At 39.8% G+C, this 23532-nt stretch carries 31 protein-coding genes; 25 read left to right on the top strand and 6 right to left on the bottom strand.

What is annotated here, in order from left to right; all coding sequences use genetic code 11:
• The first annotated feature begins 8 nt into the window (after window positions 1-8).
• The 7 genes from narI to rpoS (AU255_RS16070) all read left to right on the top strand — a co-directional run bounded on the left by narI (window position 9) and on the right by rpoS (AU255_RS16070) (window position 5920).
• Window positions 9-704: a respiratory nitrate reductase subunit gamma gene (gene narI / locus AU255_RS16100; RefSeq protein ID WP_080523939.1), complete on the top strand. Its 696-nt coding sequence runs from the start codon at window positions 9-11 to the stop codon at window positions 702-704.
• A gap of 102 nt (window positions 705-806) precedes the next feature.
• Window positions 807-1328, top strand: a complete 522-nt coding sequence (locus AU255_RS16095; RefSeq protein WP_158083153.1) for a hemerythrin domain-containing protein — start codon at window positions 807-809, stop codon at window positions 1326-1328.
• A 53-nt stretch (window positions 1329-1381) separates the two neighbouring features.
• A complete protein-coding gene (gene nirK, locus AU255_RS16090) occupies window positions 1382-2566 on the top strand; it encodes a copper-containing nitrite reductase (protein ID WP_080523937.1) in 1185 nt (394 codons plus the stop codon).
• Window positions 2567-2738: 172 nt separating this feature from the next.
• Window positions 2739-3050: a hypothetical protein gene (locus AU255_RS16085; protein WP_198942664.1), complete on the top strand. Its 312-nt coding sequence runs from the start codon at window positions 2739-2741 to the stop codon at window positions 3048-3050.
• 582 nt (window positions 3051-3632) lie between these two features.
• Window positions 3633-4127, top strand: coding sequence for a DnaJ domain-containing protein (locus AU255_RS16080; protein ID WP_080523936.1), 495 nt, complete (start codon window positions 3633-3635; stop codon window positions 4125-4127).
• A 108-nt stretch (window positions 4128-4235) separates the two neighbouring features.
• Entirely contained in the window at window positions 4236-4895 is a 660-nt protein-coding gene (locus AU255_RS16075; RefSeq protein ID WP_233144705.1) for a peptidoglycan DD-metalloendopeptidase family protein, read from the top strand.
• A gap of 38 nt (window positions 4896-4933) precedes the next feature.
• Entirely contained in the window at window positions 4934-5920 is a 987-nt protein-coding gene (rpoS, locus tag AU255_RS16070) for an RNA polymerase sigma factor RpoS (protein ID WP_233144704.1), read from the top strand.
• Between the two features lie 268 nt (window positions 5921-6188).
• On the opposite strand, the gene AU255_RS16065 is transcribed toward rpoS (AU255_RS16070), so the two are convergent.
• A complete protein-coding gene (locus tag AU255_RS16065; RefSeq protein WP_080523934.1) occupies window positions 6189-6782 on the bottom strand; it encodes a Maf family protein in 594 nt (197 codons plus the stop codon).
• Between AU255_RS16065 and AU255_RS16060 the strand changes: the two genes are divergently transcribed.
• The 14 genes from AU255_RS16060 (at window position 6781) to AU255_RS15995 (ending at window position 18121) form a co-directional block, all read left to right on the top strand.
• The gene (locus tag AU255_RS16060) at window positions 6781-7353 is read left to right on the top strand and encodes a YceD family protein (RefSeq protein WP_080523933.1); all 573 of its coding nucleotides are present in this window, start codon (window positions 6781-6783) and stop codon (window positions 7351-7353) included. The genes AU255_RS16065 and AU255_RS16060 overlap by 2 nt on opposite strands.
• Window positions 7353-7532 carry a 50S ribosomal protein L32 gene (rpmF, locus tag AU255_RS16055; RefSeq protein WP_080523932.1) on the top strand — a complete coding sequence of 60 codons (180 nt, stop codon included), beginning with the start codon at window positions 7353-7355 and terminating at the stop codon, window positions 7530-7532. The genes AU255_RS16060 and rpmF overlap by 1 nt, the downstream gene beginning before the upstream one ends.
• Before the next feature lie 107 nt (window positions 7533-7639).
• Window positions 7640-8668: a phosphate acyltransferase PlsX gene (gene plsX, locus AU255_RS16050; RefSeq protein WP_080523931.1), complete on the top strand. Its 1029-nt coding sequence runs from the start codon at window positions 7640-7642 to the stop codon at window positions 8666-8668.
• Entirely contained in the window at window positions 8665-9627 is a 963-nt protein-coding gene (locus AU255_RS16045; protein ID WP_080523930.1) for a beta-ketoacyl-ACP synthase III, read from the top strand. Before plsX ends, AU255_RS16045 begins: the two co-directional genes overlap by 4 nt.
• A gap of 10 nt (window positions 9628-9637) precedes the next feature.
• Window positions 9638-10591 (top strand): ACP S-malonyltransferase, encoded by a 954-nt coding sequence (fabD, locus tag AU255_RS16040; protein WP_080523929.1) that lies wholly within the window; start codon window positions 9638-9640, stop codon window positions 10589-10591.
• Entirely contained in the window at window positions 10584-11312 is a 729-nt protein-coding gene (gene fabG / locus AU255_RS16035; protein WP_080523928.1) for a 3-oxoacyl-ACP reductase FabG, read from the top strand. The genes fabD and fabG overlap by 8 nt, the downstream gene beginning before the upstream one ends.
• Before the next feature lie 128 nt (window positions 11313-11440).
• Window positions 11441-11671 (top strand): acyl carrier protein, encoded by a 231-nt coding sequence (gene acpP / locus AU255_RS16030; protein ID WP_080523927.1) that lies wholly within the window; start codon window positions 11441-11443, stop codon window positions 11669-11671.
• A gap of 88 nt (window positions 11672-11759) precedes the next feature.
• Entirely contained in the window at window positions 11760-13004 is a 1245-nt protein-coding gene (fabF, locus tag AU255_RS16025; protein WP_080524183.1) for a beta-ketoacyl-ACP synthase II, read from the top strand.
• Between the two features lie 15 nt (window positions 13005-13019).
• Window positions 13020-13856: an aminodeoxychorismate lyase gene (gene pabC / locus AU255_RS16020; RefSeq protein WP_080523926.1), complete on the top strand. Its 837-nt coding sequence runs from the start codon at window positions 13020-13022 to the stop codon at window positions 13854-13856.
• Entirely contained in the window at window positions 13843-14853 is a 1011-nt protein-coding gene (gene mltG, locus AU255_RS16015; RefSeq protein WP_080523925.1) for an endolytic transglycosylase MltG, read from the top strand. Before pabC ends, mltG begins: the two co-directional genes overlap by 14 nt.
• The gene (tmk, locus tag AU255_RS16010; protein WP_080523924.1) at window positions 14853-15476 is read left to right on the top strand and encodes a dTMP kinase; all 624 of its coding nucleotides are present in this window, start codon (window positions 14853-14855) and stop codon (window positions 15474-15476) included. Before mltG ends, tmk begins: the two co-directional genes overlap by 1 nt.
• Entirely contained in the window at window positions 15469-16452 is a 984-nt protein-coding gene (locus AU255_RS16005) for a DNA polymerase III subunit delta' (protein ID WP_080523923.1), read from the top strand. Before tmk ends, AU255_RS16005 begins: the two co-directional genes overlap by 8 nt.
• A gap of 1 nt (window position 16453) precedes the next feature.
• A complete protein-coding gene (locus AU255_RS16000) occupies window positions 16454-16804 on the top strand; it encodes a PilZ domain-containing protein (RefSeq protein ID WP_080523922.1) in 351 nt (116 codons plus the stop codon).
• Between the two features lie 345 nt (window positions 16805-17149).
• Complete coding sequence (locus tag AU255_RS15995; RefSeq protein WP_080521899.1) at window positions 17150-18121, top strand: IS1595 family transposase; 972 nt, start codon at window positions 17150-17152, stop codon at window positions 18119-18121.
• A 15-nt stretch (window positions 18122-18136) separates the two neighbouring features.
• On the opposite strand, the gene AU255_RS15990 is transcribed toward AU255_RS15995, so the two are convergent.
• The 5 genes from AU255_RS15990 to AU255_RS15970 all read right to left on the bottom strand — a co-directional run bounded on the left by AU255_RS15990 (window position 18137) and on the right by AU255_RS15970 (window position 21817).
• Window positions 18137-18472 carry an Hsp20/alpha crystallin family protein gene (locus tag AU255_RS15990; protein WP_233144703.1) on the bottom strand — a complete coding sequence of 112 codons (336 nt, stop codon included), beginning with the start codon at window positions 18470-18472 and terminating at the stop codon, window positions 18137-18139.
• Window positions 18473-18690: 218 nt separating this feature from the next.
• Window positions 18691-19680 (bottom strand): RNA polymerase sigma factor RpoS, encoded by a 990-nt coding sequence (gene rpoS / locus AU255_RS15985; RefSeq protein WP_080523921.1) that lies wholly within the window; start codon window positions 19678-19680, stop codon window positions 18691-18693.
• A gap of 179 nt (window positions 19681-19859) precedes the next feature.
• Window positions 19860-20354, bottom strand: a complete 495-nt coding sequence (locus tag AU255_RS15980; protein ID WP_080523920.1) for an Hsp20/alpha crystallin family protein — start codon at window positions 20352-20354, stop codon at window positions 19860-19862.
• Between the two features lie 324 nt (window positions 20355-20678).
• A complete protein-coding gene (locus AU255_RS15975) occupies window positions 20679-21392 on the bottom strand; it encodes a hypothetical protein (RefSeq protein ID WP_080523919.1) in 714 nt (237 codons plus the stop codon).
• Between the two features lie 215 nt (window positions 21393-21607).
• On the bottom strand, window positions 21608-21817 hold the full coding sequence (locus tag AU255_RS15970) for a DUF2934 domain-containing protein (protein ID WP_080523918.1): 210 nt from the start codon (window positions 21815-21817) through the stop codon (window positions 21608-21610).
• Between the two features lie 180 nt (window positions 21818-21997).
• Between AU255_RS15970 and AU255_RS15965 the strand changes: the two genes are divergently transcribed.
• The 4 genes from AU255_RS15965 to AU255_RS21470 are packed head-to-tail and all read left to right on the top strand — an operon-like array spanning window position 21998 to window position 23521.
• Window positions 21998-22435 carry a chemotaxis protein CheB gene (locus tag AU255_RS15965; RefSeq protein WP_080523917.1) on the top strand — a complete coding sequence of 146 codons (438 nt, stop codon included), beginning with the start codon at window positions 21998-22000 and terminating at the stop codon, window positions 22433-22435.
• Window positions 22436-22447: 12 nt separating this feature from the next.
• Entirely contained in the window at window positions 22448-22720 is a 273-nt protein-coding gene (locus tag AU255_RS15960) for a coiled-coil domain-containing protein (protein ID WP_080523916.1), read from the top strand.
• A 15-nt stretch (window positions 22721-22735) separates the two neighbouring features.
• A complete protein-coding gene (locus AU255_RS15955) occupies window positions 22736-23101 on the top strand; it encodes a PAS domain-containing protein (protein ID WP_080523915.1) in 366 nt (121 codons plus the stop codon).
• A gap of 3 nt (window positions 23102-23104) precedes the next feature.
• Window positions 23105-23521, top strand: a complete 417-nt coding sequence (locus AU255_RS21470; protein WP_080523914.1) for a PAS domain-containing protein — start codon at window positions 23105-23107, stop codon at window positions 23519-23521.
• Window positions 23522-23532 lie beyond the last annotated feature (11 nt).

The raw sequence follows: 23532 nt of genomic DNA, 5'->3' as shown, positions 1-23532 counted from the left end.
GTATTGATATGAATTTAAGTAACTTGATTTTTGGATTTTATCCTTATATCGCATTGACTACTTTTTTAGTGGGCAGTGTGATTCGTTTTGATAGAGAACAATACACCTGGAAAGCTGATTCCAGCCAGATATTTGAAAAAGAGCAATTGCGTAAAGGCAGTATTCTTTTTCATATTGGTGTATTAGCTTTGTTTCTGGGGCATTTTGCAGGCTTGGTGACACCGCATAGCTGGTTTTTAGCGCTGGGTGTATCAGATATGATGCACCAGATTGTTGCCATTTCTGCAGGGGCAGCTTTTGGCTCTCTGTGTATGATGGGCGGGGTGATTTTATGGAAACGCCGCATGTATCATCCGCGAGTCCGGGCGAATAGCCGGTTTATGGATATTTTTATTCTCGACTGGATTTTGCTGACTTTAGCAGTCGGTTTATTAACCATTCCAGTATCCATTTATCATGCTTTCAATGGCGATGCGTCGGTAATGGTCGCTTTAGCTGAGTGGGTGCAAAGCATGTTGATGTTGAATGCGCAGCCTGAGTATCTATCCGGGGTAGGTTTTATTTATAAACTACATTTATTTCTAGGTATGTCGGTGTTTTTCTTGTTTCCTTTTAGCCGCCTGGTACATGTCTGGAGTATGCCTTTAGGTTATATGTTTAGACCGTATCAGATTGTCAGGACCAAATTTGTAAAGCAGCGTTAATTTGAGTCTCGTTCCTGCGCAGATATGGCGCATTTTTTGGGTTACGTTTTTATTGCTGCGCCAAAAAAATCTAACTCGACCTACAGCCTTAAAGGATTCTGGATGGAATTTAAATATGAAGAACCCTTAACTGGGTTCAGTGATGGCCTGGTGGTTTTAAAAAGTTACCATGAAGACTTTTTAGAACGAGGCAAGCAATTGCTACAACTCGCAGCAAATATTAAACAAAATGGCATGAATGAAGATTATGCAAACCAATGTATGGAAGCATATTGTCATTATTCTCATGCGACACATTTGCATCATCGAGATGAAGAGCAGAGTTTGTTCCCATTATTGCTGGGAAGTTCCGTGTTAGTCGATGGCATGATTGAGCGTTTGATAATGGATCATGAAGAGATAGAAGAATCCTGGAGTAAACTAGCTAAACAGCTGAGTAACCCCGGAACTATCACTAATTTTGATTATTTTTTACACCAAGCTACTGAATTTGAAAAGATACTTAGAGAGCATTTAATCCGTGAAGATGAAGATTTTTCACCACAAGTGAAAAAAATACTAACGTCAGAACAAATAAAGCAGGCCGGAGAAAAAATGGCTGAGTTGAGACATTTAACCGTCTGAATTCAAGTGTTTTAGTGCGCGATGCGTACCTTACAGATAGATCAGAGGTTTATATGCAAACAAATATAACAAAACAAAGTAATCAATTGAATTATTTCAATATAACTAACATGACGGGGTTTTTAACGGTTTTCTTCATGACTCTTTTGTTGATCCTACCCGTTCAGGCTAATGAAAGTAGTCAACATCTTTCCAGTAAACATGCGTCAAAAAAACAAATATTCAATTTTGGTCCTGGTGATCATTATCAGCATGAAATGAATATAAATATTTCTGAATATAAAAAAGTGGAGGATATTAGTAAAAATGCTTCTGCTTTACCGGAGCCTCTTGATCGAAAACATTCAGAAAACGTTGTTATTAAGCTTGAGGCTGTAGAAGTTATTTCTAAAGTTGCCCCCAATATCCTTTATCATTACTGGACTTTCAATAACACAGTTCCCGGTCCATTTTTGAGAGTAAGAGAGGGAGATACGGTTGAATTGAGCTTGCATAATGATAAATCCAGTAGTCACAGCCACGCGATAGATTTGCACGCTGTAACTGGCCCTGGTGGCGGTAAAGCAGTAACCGAAGTTGCCCCCGGCGAAACCAAAACGCTTACATTTAAAGCCAGCACAGCTGGCTTGTATGTTTATCATTGCGCGGCAGGAAACCCTGCGACTCATATAGCTAATGGCATGTATGGGATGATATTGGTTGAACCTAAACAAGGCCTTTCCAGGGTTGATCATGAGTTTTATATCATGCAAGGCGAGCTTTACACCAAAGGTAGTTTAGGGAAGACAGGCTTTCAAAAGTTTAACAGTCGTAAAATGATTGATGAACGCCCCGAGTATATTGTCTTTAATGGCCGTACGGGAGCTTTGGTCGGTGAAGGTCAATTAAATGCAAAAGTTGGTGACAAGATTCGCATGTTTATAGGTAATGCGGGAGTAGCCAAAATTTCTTCTTTCCATCTTATCGGTGAGATTTTTGATCGAGTGTATTCAGAAGCTGCATTAAGCAATCCATTAGAAAATATACAAACCACATTGGTTCCAGCTGGTGGAGCAAGTGTTGTCGAGTTTCAGGTAGATTATCCGGGTAATTATGTTTTAGTTGACCATGCATTAGCGCGAGTCGATAGAGGTGCCTGGGGAATTTTGGATGTTACTGGTCCTGAAAATGACTCTTTGTATAACGGAGAGACAGAAAATAACAAAGATCAGAAAGCAGACATGCATTCAGGGCATTAACTTACAGATGTATCAAATTGTTTCTACACTAAACATCGCTAGCATTAAGAAAATTTAGGCTGAGGTGAGCGGTTAGAGGGTTTGGGTAACTCTTCTATAGTCTCTATCGCTCATTCAGCTTTTAAAAACCAACTCTCGCAATTGTGATCTTGACTATTTTTTTAGGTTTTTTATGTCTTTGGGTAAAGCGGTTGTGTATAAACATATTCCTGTTTATTATCCTCACCATGTCGGATCAATGAATGCTCTAGTAGGGATGATTGGTGGTTTAGGTGGATTTGTTCTACCGATCTGCTTCGGTATTATGAATGATGCTATCGGTGTCTGGATTAGCTGTTTTATGCTGCTTTTTGTAATTGTTGGTGTTTCTGTCGTCTGGATGCATACTTTAATTGCCTTATTAGATAGAAAAATTCATCCTGAATTAAAAGGACCGAAGTCTTTACCTGAAATGTTGCATTTACCTGACGAAGAATATCCATAAAGAAAAAATAACTCCAGCTTTTTTTCCTGCAGAGAACAAAGTGGTTTTTCTGTCGTGAAAACTCAGTGTTTCCTGTAATAATACTGGATTGACTGTAACAGCTTTTTTATTTCAAGTTTGACCAGCATTCATATATTGGTTGTTAGCTTAATCGCTTTCGGAGTAATATGCATCTTTAATTCAGTTGCTCTTTCTATCTAATTGTTGCCTATGTCAAAGAGGATGATGCGTTTCATGATGTCGGCTTTTATTGTATGACTAATACACCAGGCCGCCTGCCGGGTATAATAATTATATGGCTGAGAGCGTATCAATCATCAGCTTTGATTGCCTGTCTTGTAGTCTCAGCTGTTTTTATAATTATCACCAGTATTATTCCAATTGCGCTTCACAGACACAAGCCATGGTGCTAATAAGTAATAAAGATTTAGTATACATTTAAACTTTACACAGTCTCCCAGTTTGAGTTTTATGCCGTGGAAACAATTTGTTTATTTTATGCTAGATTATGAATCTTCTGTAGTATCCTTTAACATTGATTCTATTGGTCTGTAAGACAATAAGAAATATAAAGGAAAAATTTTGATCAGAGTATATATATTAATCTTTATTATTGCTGCTGTTTTTTGGTTTAAAGTTTTTTTGCAAAAATCATCAGATGAACGCAAGCCCTACATTAAAAAAAGTGTTCTGTATGCAATAGCGCTGAGTTTTTTGCTTTTGGCCATCATCGGGCGTTTAAGCTGGATTGTTGCTGCATTAAGTGTGCTGATGGCTTTTGTGTTACGGTTTTTGCCCCTGGCTTTGCGTTATGCACCGCAGTTACAGCGTTTGTGGTCTATGTTTCGAGGACGCGGAAACTTTACCGCAGGAAATTCAGGGAATGCCCATCATGCAGGCGTTATGACTGCTGAAGAGGCTTATAAAATTTTGGGGGTAAGTATATCCGCAACTCGTCAGGAAATTATTGAAGCTCATCGTAAGCTAATGCTGAAAAATCATCCTGATCGCGGAGGTTCTAGTTACCTTGCTGCTCAAATAAATCGGGCTAAAGAAATATTACTAAAAAATAAATAGTCATGCTCTATCGTAGTTTTCAGTTATACAAAAGTTAATTTTTTCTTGTTAGATTTAAATTAACTTATGCGCCGTTCATATAAAGTTATTATTTTTTTCATAATAATCATGTGTATAGCGGGGTGTGCCAGCTCGCAACCTAAAGTACCTGTTCAGCCGCATAAGCGTGACTTGACCAAAGGCTCGTATTACACAGTAAAAAAAGGCGACACCTTATATTCGATTGGTTATAGGTCAGGGCATGGATATAAGCGTCTGGCAGCATGGAATAAAATTCCTCCGCCATATAAAGTTTATCAGGGACAGAAGCTAAAATTATTTCGCGAAATCAAGTATAAAAAAACGCAAAATAAGAAGAAATTAAATAAAAAAACATCAACTATTTCAATAAATAAGGAAAAGGTGTTAAAGTTGTACTGGCAGTGGCCGGTAGAAGGGAAGTTGTTGAGAAATTTTTATAGAACGGGTAATAAAGGTCTTGATATTGCTGGCTATGTTGGTAAAAAAATTAGAGCTGCCGAATCCGGGATTGTTGTCTATAGCGGAAGCGGTTTGGTTGGGTATGGTAAATTATTAATCATTAAGCATAATTATTTGTATTTAAGTGCTTATGCACATAACCGTCGCTTACTGGTGAAAGAAGGTCATAAAGTATCAAAAGGGCAAGTAATAGCAGAGATGGGAGTTGGAGTAGATGCCAAACCCGCTTTACATTTTGAAATCAGGAAAAATGGAAAATCTGTTAACCCCATATTGTATTTGCCTTAAAGGGTAGTGAGACCGAAAAGAAAGAGTAGGAGTTAAGCATGTTAAAAGAATTAATGAGTACTGAAGACATTAGTACGTCTGAAAGTTTAGATATGTATATTGCGGATGCTATTATTGATGCTGATAATGATTGTAGAGTGGATGATGAGGCGCTTGTAGATCCAATACCAGAGATACAAGAGAAAAAAGACCATAACTTCGATGCAACTAAATTTTATCTTCATGAATTGAGTCGTTCGACTTTGCTAACGGCTGAGCAAGAAAAATTCTACGGGACAAAAGTTCTGCAGGGCGATCAGCGAGCACGTCAGATTATGATTGAAAGTAACTTACGTCTAGTGGTAAAAATATCGCGCAGATATCTAAACCGGGGCTTACCTTTACTGGATTTGATTGAAGAAGGAAATCTGGGATTAATTCGCGCAGTTGAAAAATTTGATCCTGAACTCGGTTTTCGTTTCTCTACTTATGCTACCTGGTGGATACGACAAGCTATTGAACGTGCGGTGATGAACCAAGCACGTACCATTAGGTTGCCTATTCATATACTTAAGGAAATGAGTGTATTTTTAAAGGCTCGGCGCCATTTATTACAGAAATTGGAGACAGAGCCAAGTGCCGAAGATATTGCGGCCTACTTGGACAAGCCGGTTAAGCTCGTGCAGAAAATGCTTAAATTAAATGAACGCGTCACTTCAATCGATGCGCCTAGTCCTTTTGATTCAGAAAGAATGCTGGTTGATTCTATTGCAGATAATGAGGCCGTTACTCTACTGGATCAGGTTCATGATGAAGGCATCAAAGAAAATGTTAATGTCTGGTTGTCGAAGTTATCCAAAAAACAAGCTGAAGTCATTTGCCGTCGTTATGGCTTGTGTGGTTATGAGCATACTACGCTTGAGCTCGTTGCCTGCGAATTAGGCGTCACGCGTGAACGGGTGCGTCAAATACAACTGGATGCTTTAAAAAAACTAAAAGAGATTATTGAAGTGGATGGTTATTCGCTGGAATCGATTTTGCAGTAAATTATTGAATCATGGCAATGATTTTTTGTCGGCAGCGATAGTGTATGTGCATTTATGTTGAAACAATAGACCTGGGCTTATAATGTTATGGTTGCGGCAAGTTGCTCAGATTCATATAACAGGTTAGGTATAAAGTAAAGTTGCAGGAAAAATCATGTATTCGACTTTATGCAGGCGTTTTTAGCATCTTTTCTAATATTAAACCCTAGAAGAGCTAGCATATGGATAGTGTGGTTAGTTGGATACTATTGCCTCCATTGCGATGGTTTTATTTATTTTTTAATACGTCGATATTAAATGCATCAAGTAAACCAATAAGCTTAATCAATGGCAAGCCGATCAGCGCATTTGGGTCATCTCCTTCAATCCGTTCAAACAAGGCAATGCCAAGGCCTTCTGATTTAAAGCTACCTGCACAGCCATAAGGTTTTTCAAGGTCTACGTAATTTTTTATCTGTTGATCGTTAAGTTTTTTAAAATACACAGTACAGCTATCAAGATCGTATTTAATTTCATTAGTTGCGCTATTAAGTATGCAAACACTGGTGTAAAAAATTACTTTAGAACCAGAGGAGAGTTGTAATTGTTTGATAGCATTCTGCCGGTTTCCTGGTTTTTGAAGTTGTACTTGATCTAGTATGGCAACTTGATCCGAAGCAATAATCAGGTGCCCTGGGTAATCGGGAACAAGAGCATGCGCTTTTTCTTTTGCCAGGCGTAAAGCCAGTTGTTTTGGGTTTTCATTTTTTTTTGATGATTCATCGATTCCCGGGTCGGCGCAGATAAAATTCAGGCGTAATTTTTCTAGTAAGGTTTTTCGATATTTAGAGCTAGATGCCAGAACTAGGTTGTTGGTTTGCATGAGAATTAAATTGACAGAAAGTATCTATACCGGCTATTATTACACGTTTATGTCAGATCAATTACCCGAATTTATAGATCCCGTTGTCTTTGCTGAACGGCAGAGTCACGTACATGGTCGTTTAGGCTTGCAGCGATTAGGTCGTCTTGTCGATATTCTTTTTGATAAAAAAGGCGAGCTGAAAGTAGATTTGCAGTTTTATAAAGAAGGTAAAGTTCCTGTTATAGAAGGGCGTATAGAAGGTCATATAACGCTAATATGTCAAAGCTGTATGGAAGCACTGGACTGGTTGGTAGACAAGCCGGTAAAAATAGGTATGGTGCAAACAATTGAGCAGGCTGATCGCCTGGTTGATGGGTTAGAACCACTTATGATTGCAGACGAAAAGATCTCGTTGCCGGAGTTTATCGAGGATGAAGTACTTATTTCTTTGCCAGACTATCCTAGGCATACGCATAAATGTTTACAATATGAGCCCGCTGTAAAGCTTGCTGAGCCCAAGAAAATTAAACAAGAATCTGATAACCCTTTTTCTGTTTTAGCTAAACTAAAAATTACTGGAGACCAATAATGGCCGTACAAAAAAGCAAAGTAACTCGTTCAAGACGCGGTCAGCGTCGTTCGCATGACTCATTGACTGCGAAAACATTATCACAAGACCCTACGACAGGTGAAACGCATTTGCGTCACCATGTTACGCCTGATGGTTATTTCAAAGGCCGTCAAATCGTTGCAACTGAAGAAGATTAAGTTATCATAATTAGTGCATTTATTTGTGCAACAGTTAGTTTCATCAGTATAGAAAGCCGGGCTTAATGCCCGGCTTTTTTTATAACAGTGACTGGAGTTTTCTTTAGGTGAGTTTAATAATTTCGATAGATGCAATGGGTGGTGATCATGGACCCGAATCAACCATTCCTGCCTCTCTGGATCGCTTGCGCGAGAATCCGAATTTGCAACTTATATTGGTTGGAAATGAGCAAATTCTTGTTCCCTTGCTTGAGCAGGCTTTGATAGATTTTAAAGGGCGCTTATCTATTCAACATGCATCGCAGTGTGTTGCTATGGATGAATCCCCGTCTAAGGCGCTAAGAAATAAGAAGGATTCATCAATGCGTGTGGCGATTAATCTGGTGCGTGATGGTCAGGCGGATGCCTGTGTCAGTGCTGGAAATACCGGTGCCCTGATGGCGACTGCAAAATTTGTTTTAAAAATGATTCCGGGAATAGATAGGCCGGCTATTATATCCTCTATGCCTTCAATTTTTGGGCATACGCATGTGCTTGATTTGGGCGCGAATGTAGACAGTTCAGCAGAAAGCCTGTTTCAATTTGCAGTCATGGGAGCTGAAGTTGTTAAAGCATTGGAAAATATCAGTGACCCTAAAGTGGGTTTGCTAAATATTGGTGAAGAAGAAACTAAAGGAAATGAACAAGTAAAAGCAGCAGCGAAATTGTTAGAAAGCTCTGACCTTAACTATATTGGATATGTAGAAGGTAATTCACTTAACGCGGGGGATGAAAAAGTTGATCTAATTGTTTGTGATGGCTTTGTCGGAAATATCGCTTTAAAATCAATTGAAGGCGCAGCGAAAATGATTACTTCTGTTTTAAAAGAATCATTTGGCAAAAATCTATTGACCAAGGTTGCAGCATTGATTTCTTACCCGGTATTAAACACCATAAAAAATCGTATTGATCCAAGATTACATAATGGCGCTAGCTTTTTGGGACTGAAAGGCTTGGTGATAAAAAGTCATGGTGGTGCAGATGCATTGGCTTTTAAGACCGCAATTCATTTGGCTGAAGTTGAAGTAGAAAAAAATGTGATCCAAAAAATTAGCGAGCAAGTTGAGCACGCTTTAAGCAGGAGAGAAAGCGCATGACAGTTTATGCAAAAGTAATTGGTACCGGGGGTTATTTACCCGCTGAAATAAAAACGAATGAGGATATTTCGCGCACAGTGGATACCTCAGATAGCTGGATTTTTGAACGTACCGGAATCAAAAGCCGACGCATAGCTGCTAAAGATGAGACCGCTTCGAGTATGGCGGAAATTGCCGCCAGACAAGCGATTAAAATGGCGGATATCAACCCTAAGGACATCAATTTAATTATTGTTGCTACCGGAACACCAGATAATATTTACCCCAGTACAGGGTGTATGTTGCAGCATCGTCTGGGAATTAAAGAATGTGTTGCATTTGATATACAGGCGGCTTGCTCGGGCTCAATTTTTGGCCTGGATATGGCTAATCAATATATCAAGTCAGGTGCGGCTAAAACAGTTTTAGTCGTTGGAACGGAAATTTGTTCACGTATTGTTGACTGGACTGACCGGGGGACGTGTATTCTATTTGGCGATGGGGCAGGCGCTGTTTTGCTCCAGGCTTCTGATGAAGCGGGGCTTTTATCAACGCATATTCATTCGGATGGACGGTTTGAGGATTTATTAAACTGTCCGAACCCGCAGGCTTTAGGCAAAGCTGATACGGCTAGCTATATTATGATGAAAGGCAACGAGGTGTTTAAAGTCGCGGTGAATACCCTGGGACGTATTGTAGACGAAACGCTGGCCGCTAATAATATGCAGAAAGAAGAAATTGACTGGCTGGTACCTCATCAAGCTAACAGCCGCATTATTGCGGCTACGGCAAAAAAATTAAAAATGTCCATGGATCAAGTGGTATTGACATTAGAAGAGCAAGGAAATACTTCTTCAGCATCAGTTTTACTGGCTTTTAATGAAGCGGTTAGAGATGGTCGTATTCAGCGCGGACATGTGGTTTTATTAGAAGCATTTGGGGCGGGCTTTACCTGGGGTTCTGCGCTAATCAAATATTAGTAGGTTTTATATGAGTACACAAAATAAACAACTTGCCTTTGTTTTTCCAGGGCAGGGTTCGCAATCGGTTGGCATGATGACCGAAATGGCTGAAACTTATCCGGATATTAAAGACACATTCGCACAGGCGTCAGAAGTATTAGGTCTGGATTTATGGGCTATGGTGACGGATGGACCTGCCGAAGAATTGAATCAAACACAACATACCCAGCCAGCTATGCTGGCGGCTGGTGTGGCTATATGGAAAGTCTGGAGTGCTCAGTCTGATATACGTCCTGCATATATGGCTGGACACAGTCTTGGTGAATATACAGCACTGGTTTGTTCTGGGGCCTTAAACTTTGCTGATGCAATTGCATTAGTTGCGGCTAGAGGTCGTTTTATGCAGGAAGCGGTTCCCGCAGGTGTGGGAGCGATGGCTGCAGTCCTGGGTCTGACTGATGAGCAAGTTATTCAGGTTTGTGCTGAAGCAGCACAAGGCGAAGTCTGTTCGGCAGTTAATTTTAATTCACCTGGTCAAGTGGTGATTGCGGGGAACACTGCGGCGATTGGTAGAGCGATGCTGGCGGCAAAAGAAGCAGGTGCCAAACGCGCGCTTAAATTACCCGTTAGTGTGCCATCACATTGTGCATTGATGCAGCCTGCAGCGGATAAATTATATACAAAAATGCAGGATATTCTGTTCGTTGAGCCTGATGTCAATTTATTGCATAATGCTGATGTCAGTGAGCATAAAGATGCTGAAGGAATTCGTCAGGCATTGAAGCAACAATTATTTATGCCCGTGCGCTGGGTGGATACAGTTAATTCCATGGCAGAGCAGGGTGTGACAACTTTTGTAGAGATGGGGCCTGGTAAAGTATTGATGGGCTTAAATAAACGTATTGTAAAAGCTCTTGATCATTTTACCGTCTATAATCCAGATACATTAAATTCATTATTGGAGCGATATTCAAATGACTAAAAAAGTCGCATTAGTAACGGGTGCAAGCCGTGGAATTGGCCGCGCAATTGCAGAAAAATTAGTGGCAGATGGCTTTTTTGTCATCGGTACTGCAACATCGGATAGCGGAGCAGAGGCCATTTCTGCTTATCTGGCTGAGAGTGGCAAAGGTATGAAACTAAATGTCTCTGACCCGGATTCAATTGCTGAAGTTATCAAAAGCATTGCAGACGAGTATGGTGCCCCGGCAGTGTTAGTTAATAATGCAGGCATTACTCGAGATAACTTATTGATGCGTATGAAAGATGAGGAATGGGGCGATATTATCAATACTAATTTGACCTCCGTTTTTAGAATGAGTAAGGCTGTACTAAGAGGAATGATGAAAGCAAAATCTGGGCGCATTATTAATATTTCCTCAGTGGTTGGTGCCACAGGAAATGCAGGCCAGGCAAATTATGCCGCAGCCAAAGCGGGTATGGTTGGATTTGCCAAGTCAATGGCGAAAGAAGTGGGTTCTCGGGGTATTACCATTAATACAGTGGCGCCAGGGTTTATCGATACTGATATGACTCGCGAACTGTCAGATGAACTTAAGCAGGCCTTACTCGCAGGAATTCCTTTGGCCCGCCTTGGAGATGCAAAGGAAATAGCGCATGCTGTTGCATTTTTAGCTTCAGAGGGTGCCGCCTATATTACCGGTGAAACCTTACATGTAAATGGCGGTATGTTTATGGCGTAAAATTATGCCATTTAGCTAGTTTTCAAGTATAATTATGCGGCTTATAGAAAATACATATAAGTCGAATCAGATTAATAATAATAGTGATGTTGTATCTTTAAATCCAGCATCCATTAAGGAATAAAAATATGAGTAGCATTGAAGAACGTGTAAAAAAGATTGTCGCTGAGCAACTAGGTGTTAAAGAGGATATTGCTAATGATGCATCATTCGTAGATGATCTAGGCGCTGATTCACTTGATACGGTAGAATTAGTTATGGCTTTAGAAGAAGAATTCGAATGTGAAATTCCTGATGATGATGCTGAAAAGATTACAACGGTACAACAAGCTATAGATTACGTAAACGCTAACGGCTAATATCTTGGCTTGTTAAGGTTTAATGGGTAATTTAAAATTACCCATTAATATCTCCCTCTTATTTTTTCTCTATTTCAGGTATCCTTCTTTGAGTACACGTCGCGTTGTTATTACAGGGCTAGGCGCAATTACGCCTCTTGCTAACACTGTTTCCGAAACATGGGATGGTATTATTAACGGAAAAAGCGGAATTAGTCCGATAGACTCCTTTGACATATCACCTTTTGCTACGACCTTTGGTGGTGTAATCAGAAATTTTGATATTAACGAATATATCCCTGGTAAAGATGCAAAACGCATGGATGGCTTTATTCATTACGGAATTGCTGCTGGCTGCCAGGCCATTGAAGACTCGGGGATAGAAGTAACAGAAGAAAACGCAGAAAGAATCGGTGTCGCAATCGGTTCGGGTATCGGCGGAATAACAGGTATTGAAGAATGCTATGCGACCTATGATAAAAGTGGTCCGCGTCGTATTTCACCTTTCTTTGTACCGGGAAATATCATCAATATGATTTCCGGTAACTTATCCATTAAATATGGTTTGAAAGGTCCAAATTTTGCGATTGTTACAGCCTGTAGTACAGGTACTCATAATATTGGTGATGCAGCACGGTTAATAAAATATGGTGATGCAGATGTGATGATTGCCGGTGGTGCAGAACGTTGTACAACTTCTCCGACAGCGATGGGTGGTTTTGCTTCTGCTAAAGCACTCTCTCGTCGTAACGATGATCCACAGGCGGCAAGTCGTCCATGGGACAGAGACCGGGATGGATTTGTTTTAAGTGATGGTTCAGGAGTTGTTGTTCTGGAAGAACTGGAACATGCTAAAGCACGTGGCGCTAAAATTTATGCCGAAGTGGTTGGTTATGGTATGAGTGGTGATGCCTATCATATGACCACACCTTCAGCAGGTGGCGAAGGTGCAGCGCGTTGTATGAGAAATGCCTTGCGTGATGCAGGTTTAAATAACACCGATGTTGATTATATTAATGCTCATGGTACTTCTACACCCGCGGGTGATGTGGGTGAAACACAGGCAATGAAAGCTGCTCTAGGTGATCATGCCTATAAAGTGGCAGTCAGTTCAACAAAATCAATGATCGGCCATTTATTAGGTGCCGCTGGTGGTATTGAAGCGGTATTAAGTGCTTTAAGTATTACAAATCAAATTGCCCCGCCAACGATTAATCTTGAAAATCCAGATCCTGAATGTGATCTGGATTACGTACCGAATACAGCACGTGAAATGAAAATTGATGTAGCCATGTCTAATTCATTTGGTTTTGGTGGTACTAACGGTACATTAGTCTTTAAACGTTACGAATAGTTAAACAGTTTGCTGATGATCTTAATCAATGGCAAACTCAAAAATACACTTGAAATAACAGATCGTGGCTTGCATTATGGCGATGGTCTGTTCGAAACCATCGAAGTTATTCAAGGGCAGCCTGTTTTTTTAGCACAACATCTTGCGCGATTGAAAACTGGCTGCCAGAGACTGAAAATCCCCTATCCAGATGAAACTCTTCTGCTGGATGAAATTACACGTGTCAGTAAAACCAGTAAGCAGCAAGGCGTTATTAAATTAATGTTGACACGGGGTTCAGGAGGGCGTGGTTATCGCCAGCCAGAGGTGCTAAACCCAAGCCGAATTATCGCTTTATACCCTTTTCCAGATTATCCGGAAAGCTTTAAAACTCAAGGCATACAGACATGTTTTTGTAGTACCCGTTTAGGACTTAATCCATTACTTGCAGGGATAAAACATAATAACCGGCTGGAACAAGTATTAGCTCGTTCAGAATGGCAGGATGAATTCCAGGAAGGACTGATGCTTAATCTAAATGAGCATGTTATAGAAGGGACGATGAGCAATTTATTTGTCATTAAGGAGCAAATAGTCTATACGCCGGAAATTACCGTATCAGGAATAAAAGGGGTTATGCGCCAGCTTATTTTAAATATAGCCAGACAGAACCAGCTACCCGTGTGTGAAATTTTGTTTACAAGAGATTTTGTACTGCAGGCTGATGAATTATTTGTTAGTAATTCAATCATCGGAATCTGGCCGATTAAATCATTGGCAAATAAATCCTATCCAGTTGGTTTATGGACGCAAAAATTAATGCTTTACCTGGCTGAATATAAAGCGAGAGATATACCTAATGATATTACGTAGTCTCGCAATCTTATTGCTATGTTTAAGTGTTGCTTTAGCATGGGCATGGCAGGATTATCAGATCTTTATTGCTCAGCCCATCGTATCGCAAGAGCCTGTAATCATAGATATAGAGAAGGGCAGCTCATTTCGTAGTATCATTCAGCTGCTTGATAGCCAGATAGGTTTTCAGCGGCCTGAAATTGATAAACTCTGGTTTAAGGTGCTGGCGCGTCAGCAAGGCTTAATTAATCAGCTAAAAGCAGGTGAATATCTACTAGATGTGGGCATGACACCTTATGAATTTCTGATTTTACTCAGTAGCGGAAAAACACTGCAGCATAGCATTACTATTCCAGAGGGCTGGACTTTTAAACAAATACGCCAGGCTCTGGTAGCAGATAAAAACCTTATGCTGACATTAACCGGGATAAGTGATGCTGACATCCTGAAAAAAATAGGCAGTGATTATACGCAGCCCGAAGGGTTATTTTTTCCCGACACCTATATTTTTACAAAACACACGACGGATTTAGTTATTTTGCAGCAAGCCTATCAAAAAATGCAGCAGGTATTAAGCGAACAATGGTCAAATAAAAGTGCAGGCCTGCCTCTAAAAAATGTTTATGAAGCTTTGATACTGGCATCTATAGTGGAAAAAGAAACCGCAGTGCCTTCTGAGCGTCCCGCTATTGCAGGCGTTTTTATCCGCAGGCTAAACAAAGGGATGCGTTTGCAGACTGATCCCACCGTGATTTATGGCATGGGAGAAAGTTATCAAGGTAATATTAGCAAAAAAGACCTGCAGACTTTTACTCCTTATAATACCTACAGAATCAAAGGTCTGCCGCCAACACCGATAGCCATGCCAGGTATGGAGGCAATTAATGCTGTATTGCATCCCGCTGAAGGCAAAAGCCTTTATTTTGTGGCTAATGGAGATGGAAGTCATGTGTTTTCAGCAACATTATTAGAACATAACAGGGCAGTGAATACATTTCAGAGAAAGCAACACTAATGGCGGGACGATTTATTACCCTGGAAGGCGGTGAGGGGGTTGGCAAAACAAGCAATATGATCTATATCCAATCCTTGCTTAAGGATAAGAATATTTCTGTCTTGCAGACTCGAGAGCCTGGCGGCACAAAGTTAGCCGAAAATATTAGACAACTATTACTGGATAAAGGTCAGGAATCAATTGCTGAACAAACAGAATTACTGATGATGTTTGCCGCACGCGCACAGCATATCAGGCATGTAATCAAACCCGCTTTAGAACAGGGCGTCTGGGTGGTATGCGATCGTTTTACAGATGCCACTTATGCGTATCAAGGGGGAGGCAGAAATATGGCTTTATCAGTTATTCAATGGTTAGAAAACTTTGTCCAGGGTGATTTACGTCCTGATTTAACCCTATTGCTGGATGCACCTGTTCAGCTGGGGATGCAGAGAGCAACGCACCGCGGCAAATTGGATCGCTTTGAATCAGAAAAAATGGTTTTTTTTGAAAAAGTGAGGCAGACCTATTTAACTATTGCCGAGCAGCAACCGGAACGGGTAAAAATAATTGATGCCACGCAAAGCCTAGAAAATGTGCAAAGTCAAATTAGTAATATCTTAAGTCCGTTTATTCATGACTGATATCACTTATTCCTGGCACCAGTCTTATTGGCAGCATTTAGCTGCCTATGTTGAACAGCAGCGCATTCCTCAGGCACTGTTGATTAATGGCGTTAGTGGCTTGGGAAAGCACCGGTTGGCTTTGCAGTTTGCGCAATATTTAATCTGTTCAGATAAACAGGAAAAGATTTTTTGCGGGCGTTGTGCAAGCTGTAAATTGTTTATTGCAAAAACTCATCCTGATTTTACGTTATTGCAGCCTGAAGAACCCGGTAAAGCGATTGGTGTGGATTTAATCAGGCAGTTGATGGGGGAGATGGTACTTAAGCCTCAGTATAGTAGTTATCGTGTAGTCATTATTACCCCCGCAGAACTCATGAATATCAACTCTGCTAATGCTTTTCTTAAATGTCTGGAAGAGCCGCCGGAACGCACAGTCTTTCTTTTACTAACCGAGCACAGACAGGCCTTGCCAGCAACTATTCTAAGCCGCTGTCAAAAATTGTTATTACAGGCTCCTGATTTTGACAGTGCTGCAGTTTGGCTGCAAGAGCAAGGTATCAACGAACAGCAAAAGCTGTTGTTGCGTTTAGCACAAGGTGCACCAATTAAGGCTCTGGCGTATGCGCAGGGTAATATGCTTGAGCAACGTAACAGCTGTTTTGAAGAATGGCAAAAAATCTTGTTAGCTAAGGCCTGCCCGGTCCAGTTAGCAGAAAAATGGCAAAAACTCCCCGCCACTCAGTTATTGCAATGGCTTGTAAGCTGGACAGAAGATGTAATCAAATGCCATTTTCAAGTAGACAAAAGTCTGTTACTTAATGATGATGTAGAAAAACACTTGCGTACTTTGGCAAAGCGACTAGACTTAAATAAATTATTTGATTTTTATAGCTTACTATTAAAAGATACTGATAGAATAAATAAGCAACTTAATAAGCAGCTTTTATTTGAAGAGCTGCTTATTACCTGGTCTCAAGTAACAGTAAATAACTAAGATGGCTGAATCATCCGCACGGCAAGGGATCTTATCCCTGGCTATTAAAGAAAAACATGCACTTTATACCGCATATATGTCGTTTGTTGAAAATGGAGGCTTATTTATTCCAACAAATCGTGCTTATAAAATGGGGCAGGAAGTCTTTATGTTGCTTAATTTAATGGAGGAGACAGAGCGTTTACCAATAGCAGGCAAGGTAATCTGGCTGACTCCGGCAGGAGCACAAGGTTATCGAACAGCCGGAATTGGAGTGCAGTTTAGTGATCAGGACGGAGGGATGGCGCGAAATAAAATTGAAACTTATCTCGCTGGTTCATTGGACTCTGAACGGTCTACACATACTATGTAAACATGCTATTCTTTTCTATTCTGTATAAAAGCGTGAATAGAAACCTGTAAAGAATTTTTGGTTCTCGAAATTGAGTACAGTATTCCGTAAGCTTTTGAGTCGGCTTTAAATACTTCAGGAATTATCTATAATCTAATAATTGGATTTTTGAAAAAAAGCCCTCACGGTAACTGACGCAGATACGTTGTGATGGCCAGGAGGGCAATTTTTTAAGCTAATAATCCATCAATTAGCCTTGTATGTTTTTTTCAGGCTTATTTATTGGCTATGTCACCGTAAAGTATGGAATTTCATATAACAAGAGCGTATAAGTAAATAAAGCCCATGTAAATTAAGGAGATAGTTATGAAAGCCCCAGAGTTTTTAGAGTTCATTTCCGAAATAAATCAACTTGACCACCATCAACGCACTGTTCTAACGAAAGCACTGGATCAACTAGAGGACGAACCTAAGGTTTTTGATTTAATTGAAACAATATTTGATAGCAAAGGTAAATGCCCTCATTGCTCCCATACCGAAAGCCACAGGCATGGAATAAAAGATGGCCTTCAGCGCTACCGCTGTAAAGCCTGCAAAAAGACATTTAATGCTTTGACAGGAACGCCTCTTGCTCATCTACGCCTCAAGTCAAAGTGGCTTGATTACTTAGGAGCTATCGCAGAATCATTGACTGTCCGGCAGGCAGCTAAAGAAATTAATGTGCATCGAAATACAACCTTTCGATGGCGGCACCGTTTTTTAAGCTGGATTCAGCAGGATCGTCCCAGTGCTCTTCATGGCATTACAGAAGCTGATGAAACCTACTTACTTGAGTCACATAAAGGAGAACGCCATCTCAATCGTCAACCAAGGAAACGAGGGGGCTGTGCGACTAAGCGAGGGATTTCTGATGAGCAAATTTGCATTTTAATTGCTCGTGATCGCTCAAAACAAACCGTAGATTTTGTGACAGGTAATGGCCCAATAAGCAAAATTGTTCTTGATACGCATTTAAAGCCAATACTAGACCAGGATGCCCTCCTTGTGAGTGATGGCAATCCAACTTATGGTGCATTTTGTAAAGCTGAAAAAGTATCTCATGAAATCGTTAACATGAGTCAAGGGCAGCGGGTGACTAAAGGGGCCTATCATATACAAAATGTCAATGCATACCACCACCGTTTTAAATCATGGCTAGACCGCTTTCATGGTGTAGCCACCAAGTATTTACCTAATTATTTGGCTTGGTGCAGAATTATGGATCGGAACCACAATCTAACCCCTGAGCAATTGTTACATTCTGCTCTTGGTGATTTTCAATACTTAACGGTGACATAGCCTATTTATTTGACCTCAATATTCTTGCACTTGCTCTTTTCGCTTTTTGGGTATGGGTACCGTTAATATTCCGTCGTTGAAGCTTGCTGAAACATTTTCATTATCAACACCGTCCGGTAATGCCACGGCGCGCTGAAATTCTCCACGGCTTATTTCCCGACGAAAATATTTACCTTCATCCTTTTTTTCCTCTTTTTCAGTTTTGTGACTCGCTTTAATCGTCAGCAACTGAATATCAATCGAAATTTCCAGGTCTTCTTTCTTAACCCCGGGCAATGCAGCTTGAACCTCTATTTCCTTGTCGTGATCAATAACGTCTACTTTTGGCACGCTTTTTTCAAAGCCTTCCATAGATGCATTCCAGTTCAATAAACGGGGATAGCTACGGGTTAGAAAAGTATCAAAAAATCATCAAATTCATCAAATTCATCAAATGAAAATAATCCCCCTGTAGATGAATGCGGGGTTACATCGGTACTTTTTTCGATACTTCTTTTTTTTTACTCATATTATACTCCAAGATTTTTTAGTAAATTCAATTAACAATTTAGATATATAAACCCAATAATTTACTGCAAAATAGATTCCAGCGAGTAACCATTCACTTTAATAATTTTTTTTAGTTTTTTTAAAGCATCCAGTTGTATTTGACGCACCCGCTCACGTGTGACACCTAATTCACAGGCAACGACGTCAAGCGTAGCATGTTCATAGCCACACAAGCCATAACGACGACAAATGACTTCAGCTTGCTTTTTTGGTAACTTTGATAACCAGATATTAATATTATCTTTAATTTCCTCATTATGAATCTGATCCAGTAAAGTAACGGCCTCATCATCTGCAATAGAATCAACCAGCATTCTTTCTGAATCAAAAGAACTAGGCGCATCGATTGAAGTGACGCGTTCATTTAATTTAAGCATTTTCTGCACGAGCTTAACCGGCTTGTCCAAGTAGGCCGCAATATCTTCAGCACTTGGCTCTGTCTCCAATTTCTGTAATAAATGGCGCCGAGCCTTTAAAAATACATTCATTTTCTTAAGCACATTAATGGGCAGCCTAATGGTACGTGCCTGGTTCATCACCGCACGCTCAATAGCTTGTCGTATCCACCAGATAGCATATGTAGAGAAACGAAAACCGAGTTCAGGATCAAATTTTTCAACTGCGTGAATTAACCCCAGATTTCCTTCTTCAATCAAATCCAGCAAAGGTAAGCCTCGGTTTAGGTATCTGCGCGATATTTTCACCACTAGACGTAAGTTACTTTCAATCATAATCTTACGTGCTTGCTGATCGCCCTGCAGAACTTTTGTCCCGTAGAATTTTTCTTGCTCAGCCGTTAACAAAGTCGAACGACTCAATTCATGAAGATAAAATTTAGTTGCATCGAAGTCATGATCTTTTTTCTCTTGTATCTCTGGTATAGGATCTACAAGTGCCTCACCATCCACTCTACAATCATTATCAGCCTCAATAATAGCATCCGCAATATAGATATCTAAACTTTGAGATATATTAATGTTTGTAGTATTCATTAATTCTTCAGTCTTCATTAATTTCTGCTTTTGCTTATTATTTAGCAATGCCACCGTTAAGTGTTGAAAAGATCACCAAACCTATTAATTATCTAGTTTGCCCCGGTTTGAGAGAGATCTCATTGCGTTACTAAGTTATAGAGTTATAGAAAAAAAGGCGATAAAATAATTTCACATTTAACGGTGACATAACCTATTTATTTGACCTCAATATTTTTGCACTTGCTCTTTTCGCATTTGGGTATGGTTACTGTTAATATCCCGTCGTTGAAGCTTGCTGAAACATTTTCATTATCAACGCTATCCGGTAATGCCACGGTGCGCTGAAATTCTCCACGGCTTATTTCACGACGAAAATACTTACCTTCATCCTTTTTTTCCTCAGTTTCAGTTTTGTGACTCGCTTTAATCGTCAGCAGCTGATTATGAATCGAAATATCCAGGTCTTCCTTCTTAACTCCAGGCAAAGCAGCTTGAACTTCTATTTCTTTATCATGATCAATAATGTCTACTTTGGGAAAGCTTTTTTCAAAGGCTTCCATCGGTGCATTCCAATCCAGTACACGTGGCCATCTACGGGTTAGAAAGGTGTCAAAAAAATCATCAAATTCATTAAATGAAAATAATCCACCTATAGATGAATGCGGGGTTACATCGGTACTTTTTTTCGATATTTCTTTTTTATCACTCATAACATTCTCCAGTCTTAGGTAAACCCAATCCTCATAGTCGTACACTATGAAATATGAGTTGGATAGGTTGTGTGTTTAATAACTGAGTTTTAGGTCAGGGTTAACTCCTGTTCATCATCAAGCCAGTCAGAAATGCTGTACTGCTTTGCTAAATTTTGTTTTTTAATTTTAAAATGAAAGTCTTTAGGTGGTTTTTTTCGTAAAATTCATCAGAATAGTGATGATAAAATTTTCTTTGTACGGATGAATCAATTTTTCTTTTAGCGGTCATAGCTACACTCCAAAAAAGTTGCAATGTTGTTCTAACGTAAGAGGTTAGCCTATTTATCTTACTAGGAATTTATTCAAGGATGATTCATTCAGCTTGGACTGGCTTAATAACGCATTGATTTCGTTATAGTCAATGGTTTTAATATCCTCATCGAGAATATGTCGTGCCAGCAGCCTTATTTTTTTCCAGTTAGAATAATTATTTACAAAATCAAATGCTTGATCAAGCAGCTCGGCTAATAAGTTATCTTGCTCATTTTTGCTGCTGGAAAAGCATTCTAAATATTCATTAATTAAAGTCAGATCCGAAGAGCCCCCATAATTATGTAAGGCACTTACAGTGATCAGGTTTTTATTGAAAACCTCTCCATCACTGATAGCGACATGTTTTGCTTCTGCCAGTGGGCCGATCAGTAAATTAACGATATCTGCGATAAATACAGTTAAAAACGAGACAGTATTGTTGCTTTTGTTTTGGTCTATGTTGTCTATAAAACACTCCAAGGATTCAGGTACGTGTTTAATCAAGCGGCCACCTTCAATCTCGGCACTGTAATTATGACCTTTCAGTAAAATCGCGTTTGTATCAGCTGTCGAGTTTTGAGTGGAATCATGAATATTAATGCGAAAAAATATCGGCGGGAGCTGTTTAAGTTCATTATTAACCAGAATAGCAGCAGCATGCCCTGCTTCATGATAAGCAATACGTCTTTTTTGTGCCTCAATATGTGCATGACTTGTTAAGGTAAGTGATTTATTCCGTTTCATAATATTTGCACCTTATGGATTGCCGGTAAATTCTATTTATATAGATAGTAATTAAGGAACCTGCACAAAACACTTCGGTATAATTGACCTCAGGGTTTCACTCAGCTTTGAAAAAAAACTTCAAGTGCGGTAAGGCGTGGCTTTAGCCGGCCTTTAACATTACTTTTGAATATTGGCGGACTAAAGCCACGTCCTACAGATCTGAATATTGGCTATTAAGTTAGAAACCGATAAAAGTTTTGCTTATTAACTTCCTGCTCTGCGGCATACCAGTCTTCTATTTCATTACCACCGACAAAATCTCGTTGTTCAGCTTTGTAATAGGCGCATTTAGCAATCATGTCATAATAATCTTCGTCAGATATATATTCAGGAGCTATGTTATGTTCCGCTTTTAGGTTGTTTTCTTTTTTGTTAGAAGGCATTTTTATATCCTCAAATCTTAAGGCGAATTCAGTGTAAATGAAAAATATTTACAATACTATCCGTATAACTACCTATATTGGATTCATGGCTTGAATAGTCGAACAGGGACAAGTTAACTTACCTAACAGTAAAACTAAGTAGTTTGATCAATAAGCTGGCTAGATAACACAGACAGCTAAATTTTATCCGGCACAGGCACCGATGGGACTTTAAGTCTTACATCCATTAAGGGCGAATCGGGCATGAGTATGATGCAGGAGCCTAAACTGGCTAAATTTTATGGTATGCCGAGTAGTGCTATCACCATGGGGGATGTGGATTTCATATTGTCGCCAGAAAAAATGGGCAATCAGTTATTACACTATACGCAAAGCCCTTTTTTGTTAGCGATGGATCCTGTCGTCATCGAGGACGCGGTTAGCCTTGAGCCTGCATCCGGTGGACAGCCGAATTGGAATGTCATTGAAATGGCCAGGGAAGGTTTGCGTATGCCTTTAGTCGCTGGCTTGCGTAAAGCGGTAAAGCAGGATAATACCGAAATTATCAGCGAGAAAGTCAGAGTAAGGACTAACGGCGACTTTGAGCTAATTGATGTCAAGCTGATAAAAATTGACTAACCGGAAGCCTTAATGGGGCTTTTTTTACTCAGTTTTCACCCAAGCTTAAGCCCAAACAGAGACACAGACATAAAACCTAAGCAGCATGTACATGTCCATAACAGCGATGGAAGAGAAGAGTTAGAACAAGAGCTGCTATTTACCAAAGAATCGCTACGCGCAACCATTGAAGAGTTAGAGACTTTTAATGAGGAACTTTGCTCAACTAACGAAGAGTTGCAGTCAACCAATGAAAAATTGCAAAGTTCTAACGAAGAGCTGGAAACCTCAAAAAAGGAAATGTAATCACTGAATGAAGAATTGATTACCGTTAATGATGAGTTGCATAATAAAGTGGAAGAATATGCGCAATCCAGTGATGACATGCAAAACCTGCTCAATAGCACCGATATTGCCAGTATATTTCTGGATAATGATTTAAGAATCAAACGTTTTACCAAACAGGCACAAAATATTATCAGTTTAATTGATACTGATATCGGCCGGCCGCTTCCCGATCAGGCATCAAATTTATCATATCCACATTTAATTGACGATGCCAAAAATGTATTGGAAACCCTGGTTTTTAAAGACAAGGAAGTGCAGGCAGTCAACGGTGACTGGTATTTATTGCGTATTTTGCCCTATCGTACAGCAGAAAATTTGATTGATGGTTTAGCTATCTGATTTATTAATATCAATAAACTGAAATTTGCCGAGCAGTCCGCGGCCGATGCGGGCCTTACTCGAGCTATTGTAGAAACGGTACGTCATCCTTTATTAGTACTGGATGAGAATTTACATATTTTACTGGCTAATCCGGCGTTTTTTAAGCTGTTTAAACTGAATAAACAAGAAACTGAAAGTCAATCCTTACTCAGTATATGTGATGGCGCAAGGAATACAGCTGAAATTCAACAGCAACTAAAAACAATTTTACAGGATAAGAGTAAGTTTGAAGAATTGCATATTAGCCTTGAATTTCCTGGTATTGGCTTGAAGCCGCTGATATTAAATAGCCGTATTTTAAAACCAGCTATTGTAAAATCGGTGCATATTCTGTTGGCGATTGAGGATGTAACCCATATAAGTCGCTGCAATGACTAAAATTCTAAGGG

This window comes from Methyloprofundus sedimenti (assembly GCF_002072955.1).
Taxonomy (GTDB): domain Bacteria; phylum Pseudomonadota; class Gammaproteobacteria; order Methylococcales; family Methylomonadaceae; genus Methyloprofundus; species Methyloprofundus sedimenti.
Note: the sequence above shows the minus strand (reverse complement) of the source record. Positions and strands in the feature narration are given on the sequence as shown.

Bases quoted from the DNA above. Each gene is read 5' to 3' on its own strand.
- narI (WP_080523939.1), top strand. From the start codon at position 9: ATGAATTTAAGTAACTTGATTTTTGGATTTTATCCTTATATCGCATTG.
- AU255_RS16095 (WP_158083153.1), top strand. From the start codon at position 807: ATGGAATTTAAATATGAAGAACCCTTAACTGGGTTCAGTGATGGCCTG.
- nirK (WP_080523937.1), top strand. From the start codon at position 1,382: ATGCAAACAAATATAACAAAACAAAGTAATCAATTGAATTATTTCAAT.
- AU255_RS16085 (WP_198942664.1), top strand. From the start codon at position 2,739: ATGTCTTTGGGTAAAGCGGTTGTGTATAAACATATTCCTGTTTATTAT.
- AU255_RS16075 (WP_233144705.1), top strand. From the start codon at position 4,236: ATGTGTATAGCGGGGTGTGCCAGCTCGCAACCTAAAGTACCTGTTCAG.
- rpoS (WP_233144704.1), top strand. From the start codon at position 4,934: ATGTTAAAAGAATTAATGAGTACTGAAGACATTAGTACGTCTGAAAGT.
- AU255_RS16060 (WP_080523933.1), top strand. From the start codon at position 6,781: ATGAGAATTAAATTGACAGAAAGTATCTATACCGGCTATTATTACACG.
- AU255_RS16065 (WP_080523934.1), bottom strand. From the start codon at position 6,782: ATGCAAACCAACAACCTAGTTCTGGCATCTAGCTCTAAATATCGAAAA.
- rpmF (WP_080523932.1), top strand. From the start codon at position 7,353: ATGGCCGTACAAAAAAGCAAAGTAACTCGTTCAAGACGCGGTCAGCGT.
- AU255_RS16045 (WP_080523930.1), top strand. From the start codon at position 8,665: ATGACAGTTTATGCAAAAGTAATTGGTACCGGGGGTTATTTACCCGCT.
- fabD (WP_080523929.1), top strand. From the start codon at position 9,638: ATGAGTACACAAAATAAACAACTTGCCTTTGTTTTTCCAGGGCAGGGT.
- fabG (WP_080523928.1), top strand. From the start codon at position 10,584: ATGACTAAAAAAGTCGCATTAGTAACGGGTGCAAGCCGTGGAATTGGC.
- acpP (WP_080523927.1), top strand. From the start codon at position 11,441: ATGAGTAGCATTGAAGAACGTGTAAAAAAGATTGTCGCTGAGCAACTA.
- pabC (WP_080523926.1), top strand. From the start codon at position 13,020: ATGATCTTAATCAATGGCAAACTCAAAAATACACTTGAAATAACAGAT.
- mltG (WP_080523925.1), top strand. From the start codon at position 13,843: ATGATATTACGTAGTCTCGCAATCTTATTGCTATGTTTAAGTGTTGCT.
- tmk (WP_080523924.1), top strand. From the start codon at position 14,853: ATGGCGGGACGATTTATTACCCTGGAAGGCGGTGAGGGGGTTGGCAAA.
- AU255_RS16005 (WP_080523923.1), top strand. From the start codon at position 15,469: ATGACTGATATCACTTATTCCTGGCACCAGTCTTATTGGCAGCATTTA.
- AU255_RS16000 (WP_080523922.1), top strand. From the start codon at position 16,454: ATGGCTGAATCATCCGCACGGCAAGGGATCTTATCCCTGGCTATTAAA.
- AU255_RS15995 (WP_080521899.1), top strand. From the start codon at position 17,150: ATGAAAGCCCCAGAGTTTTTAGAGTTCATTTCCGAAATAAATCAACTT.
- AU255_RS15990 (WP_233144703.1), bottom strand. From the start codon at position 18,472: ATGGAAGGCTTTGAAAAAAGCGTGCCAAAAGTAGACGTTATTGATCAC.
- rpoS (WP_080523921.1), bottom strand. From the start codon at position 19,680: ATGAAGACTGAAGAATTAATGAATACTACAAACATTAATATATCTCAA.
- AU255_RS15980 (WP_080523920.1), bottom strand. From the start codon at position 20,354: ATGAGTGATAAAAAAGAAATATCGAAAAAAAGTACCGATGTAACCCCG.
- AU255_RS15975 (WP_080523919.1), bottom strand. From the start codon at position 21,392: ATGAAACGGAATAAATCACTTACCTTAACAAGTCATGCACATATTGAG.
- AU255_RS15970 (WP_080523918.1), bottom strand. From the start codon at position 21,817: ATGCCTTCTAACAAAAAAGAAAACAACCTAAAAGCGGAACATAACATA.
- AU255_RS15960 (WP_080523916.1), top strand. From the start codon at position 22,448: ATGGGGCTTTTTTTACTCAGTTTTCACCCAAGCTTAAGCCCAAACAGA.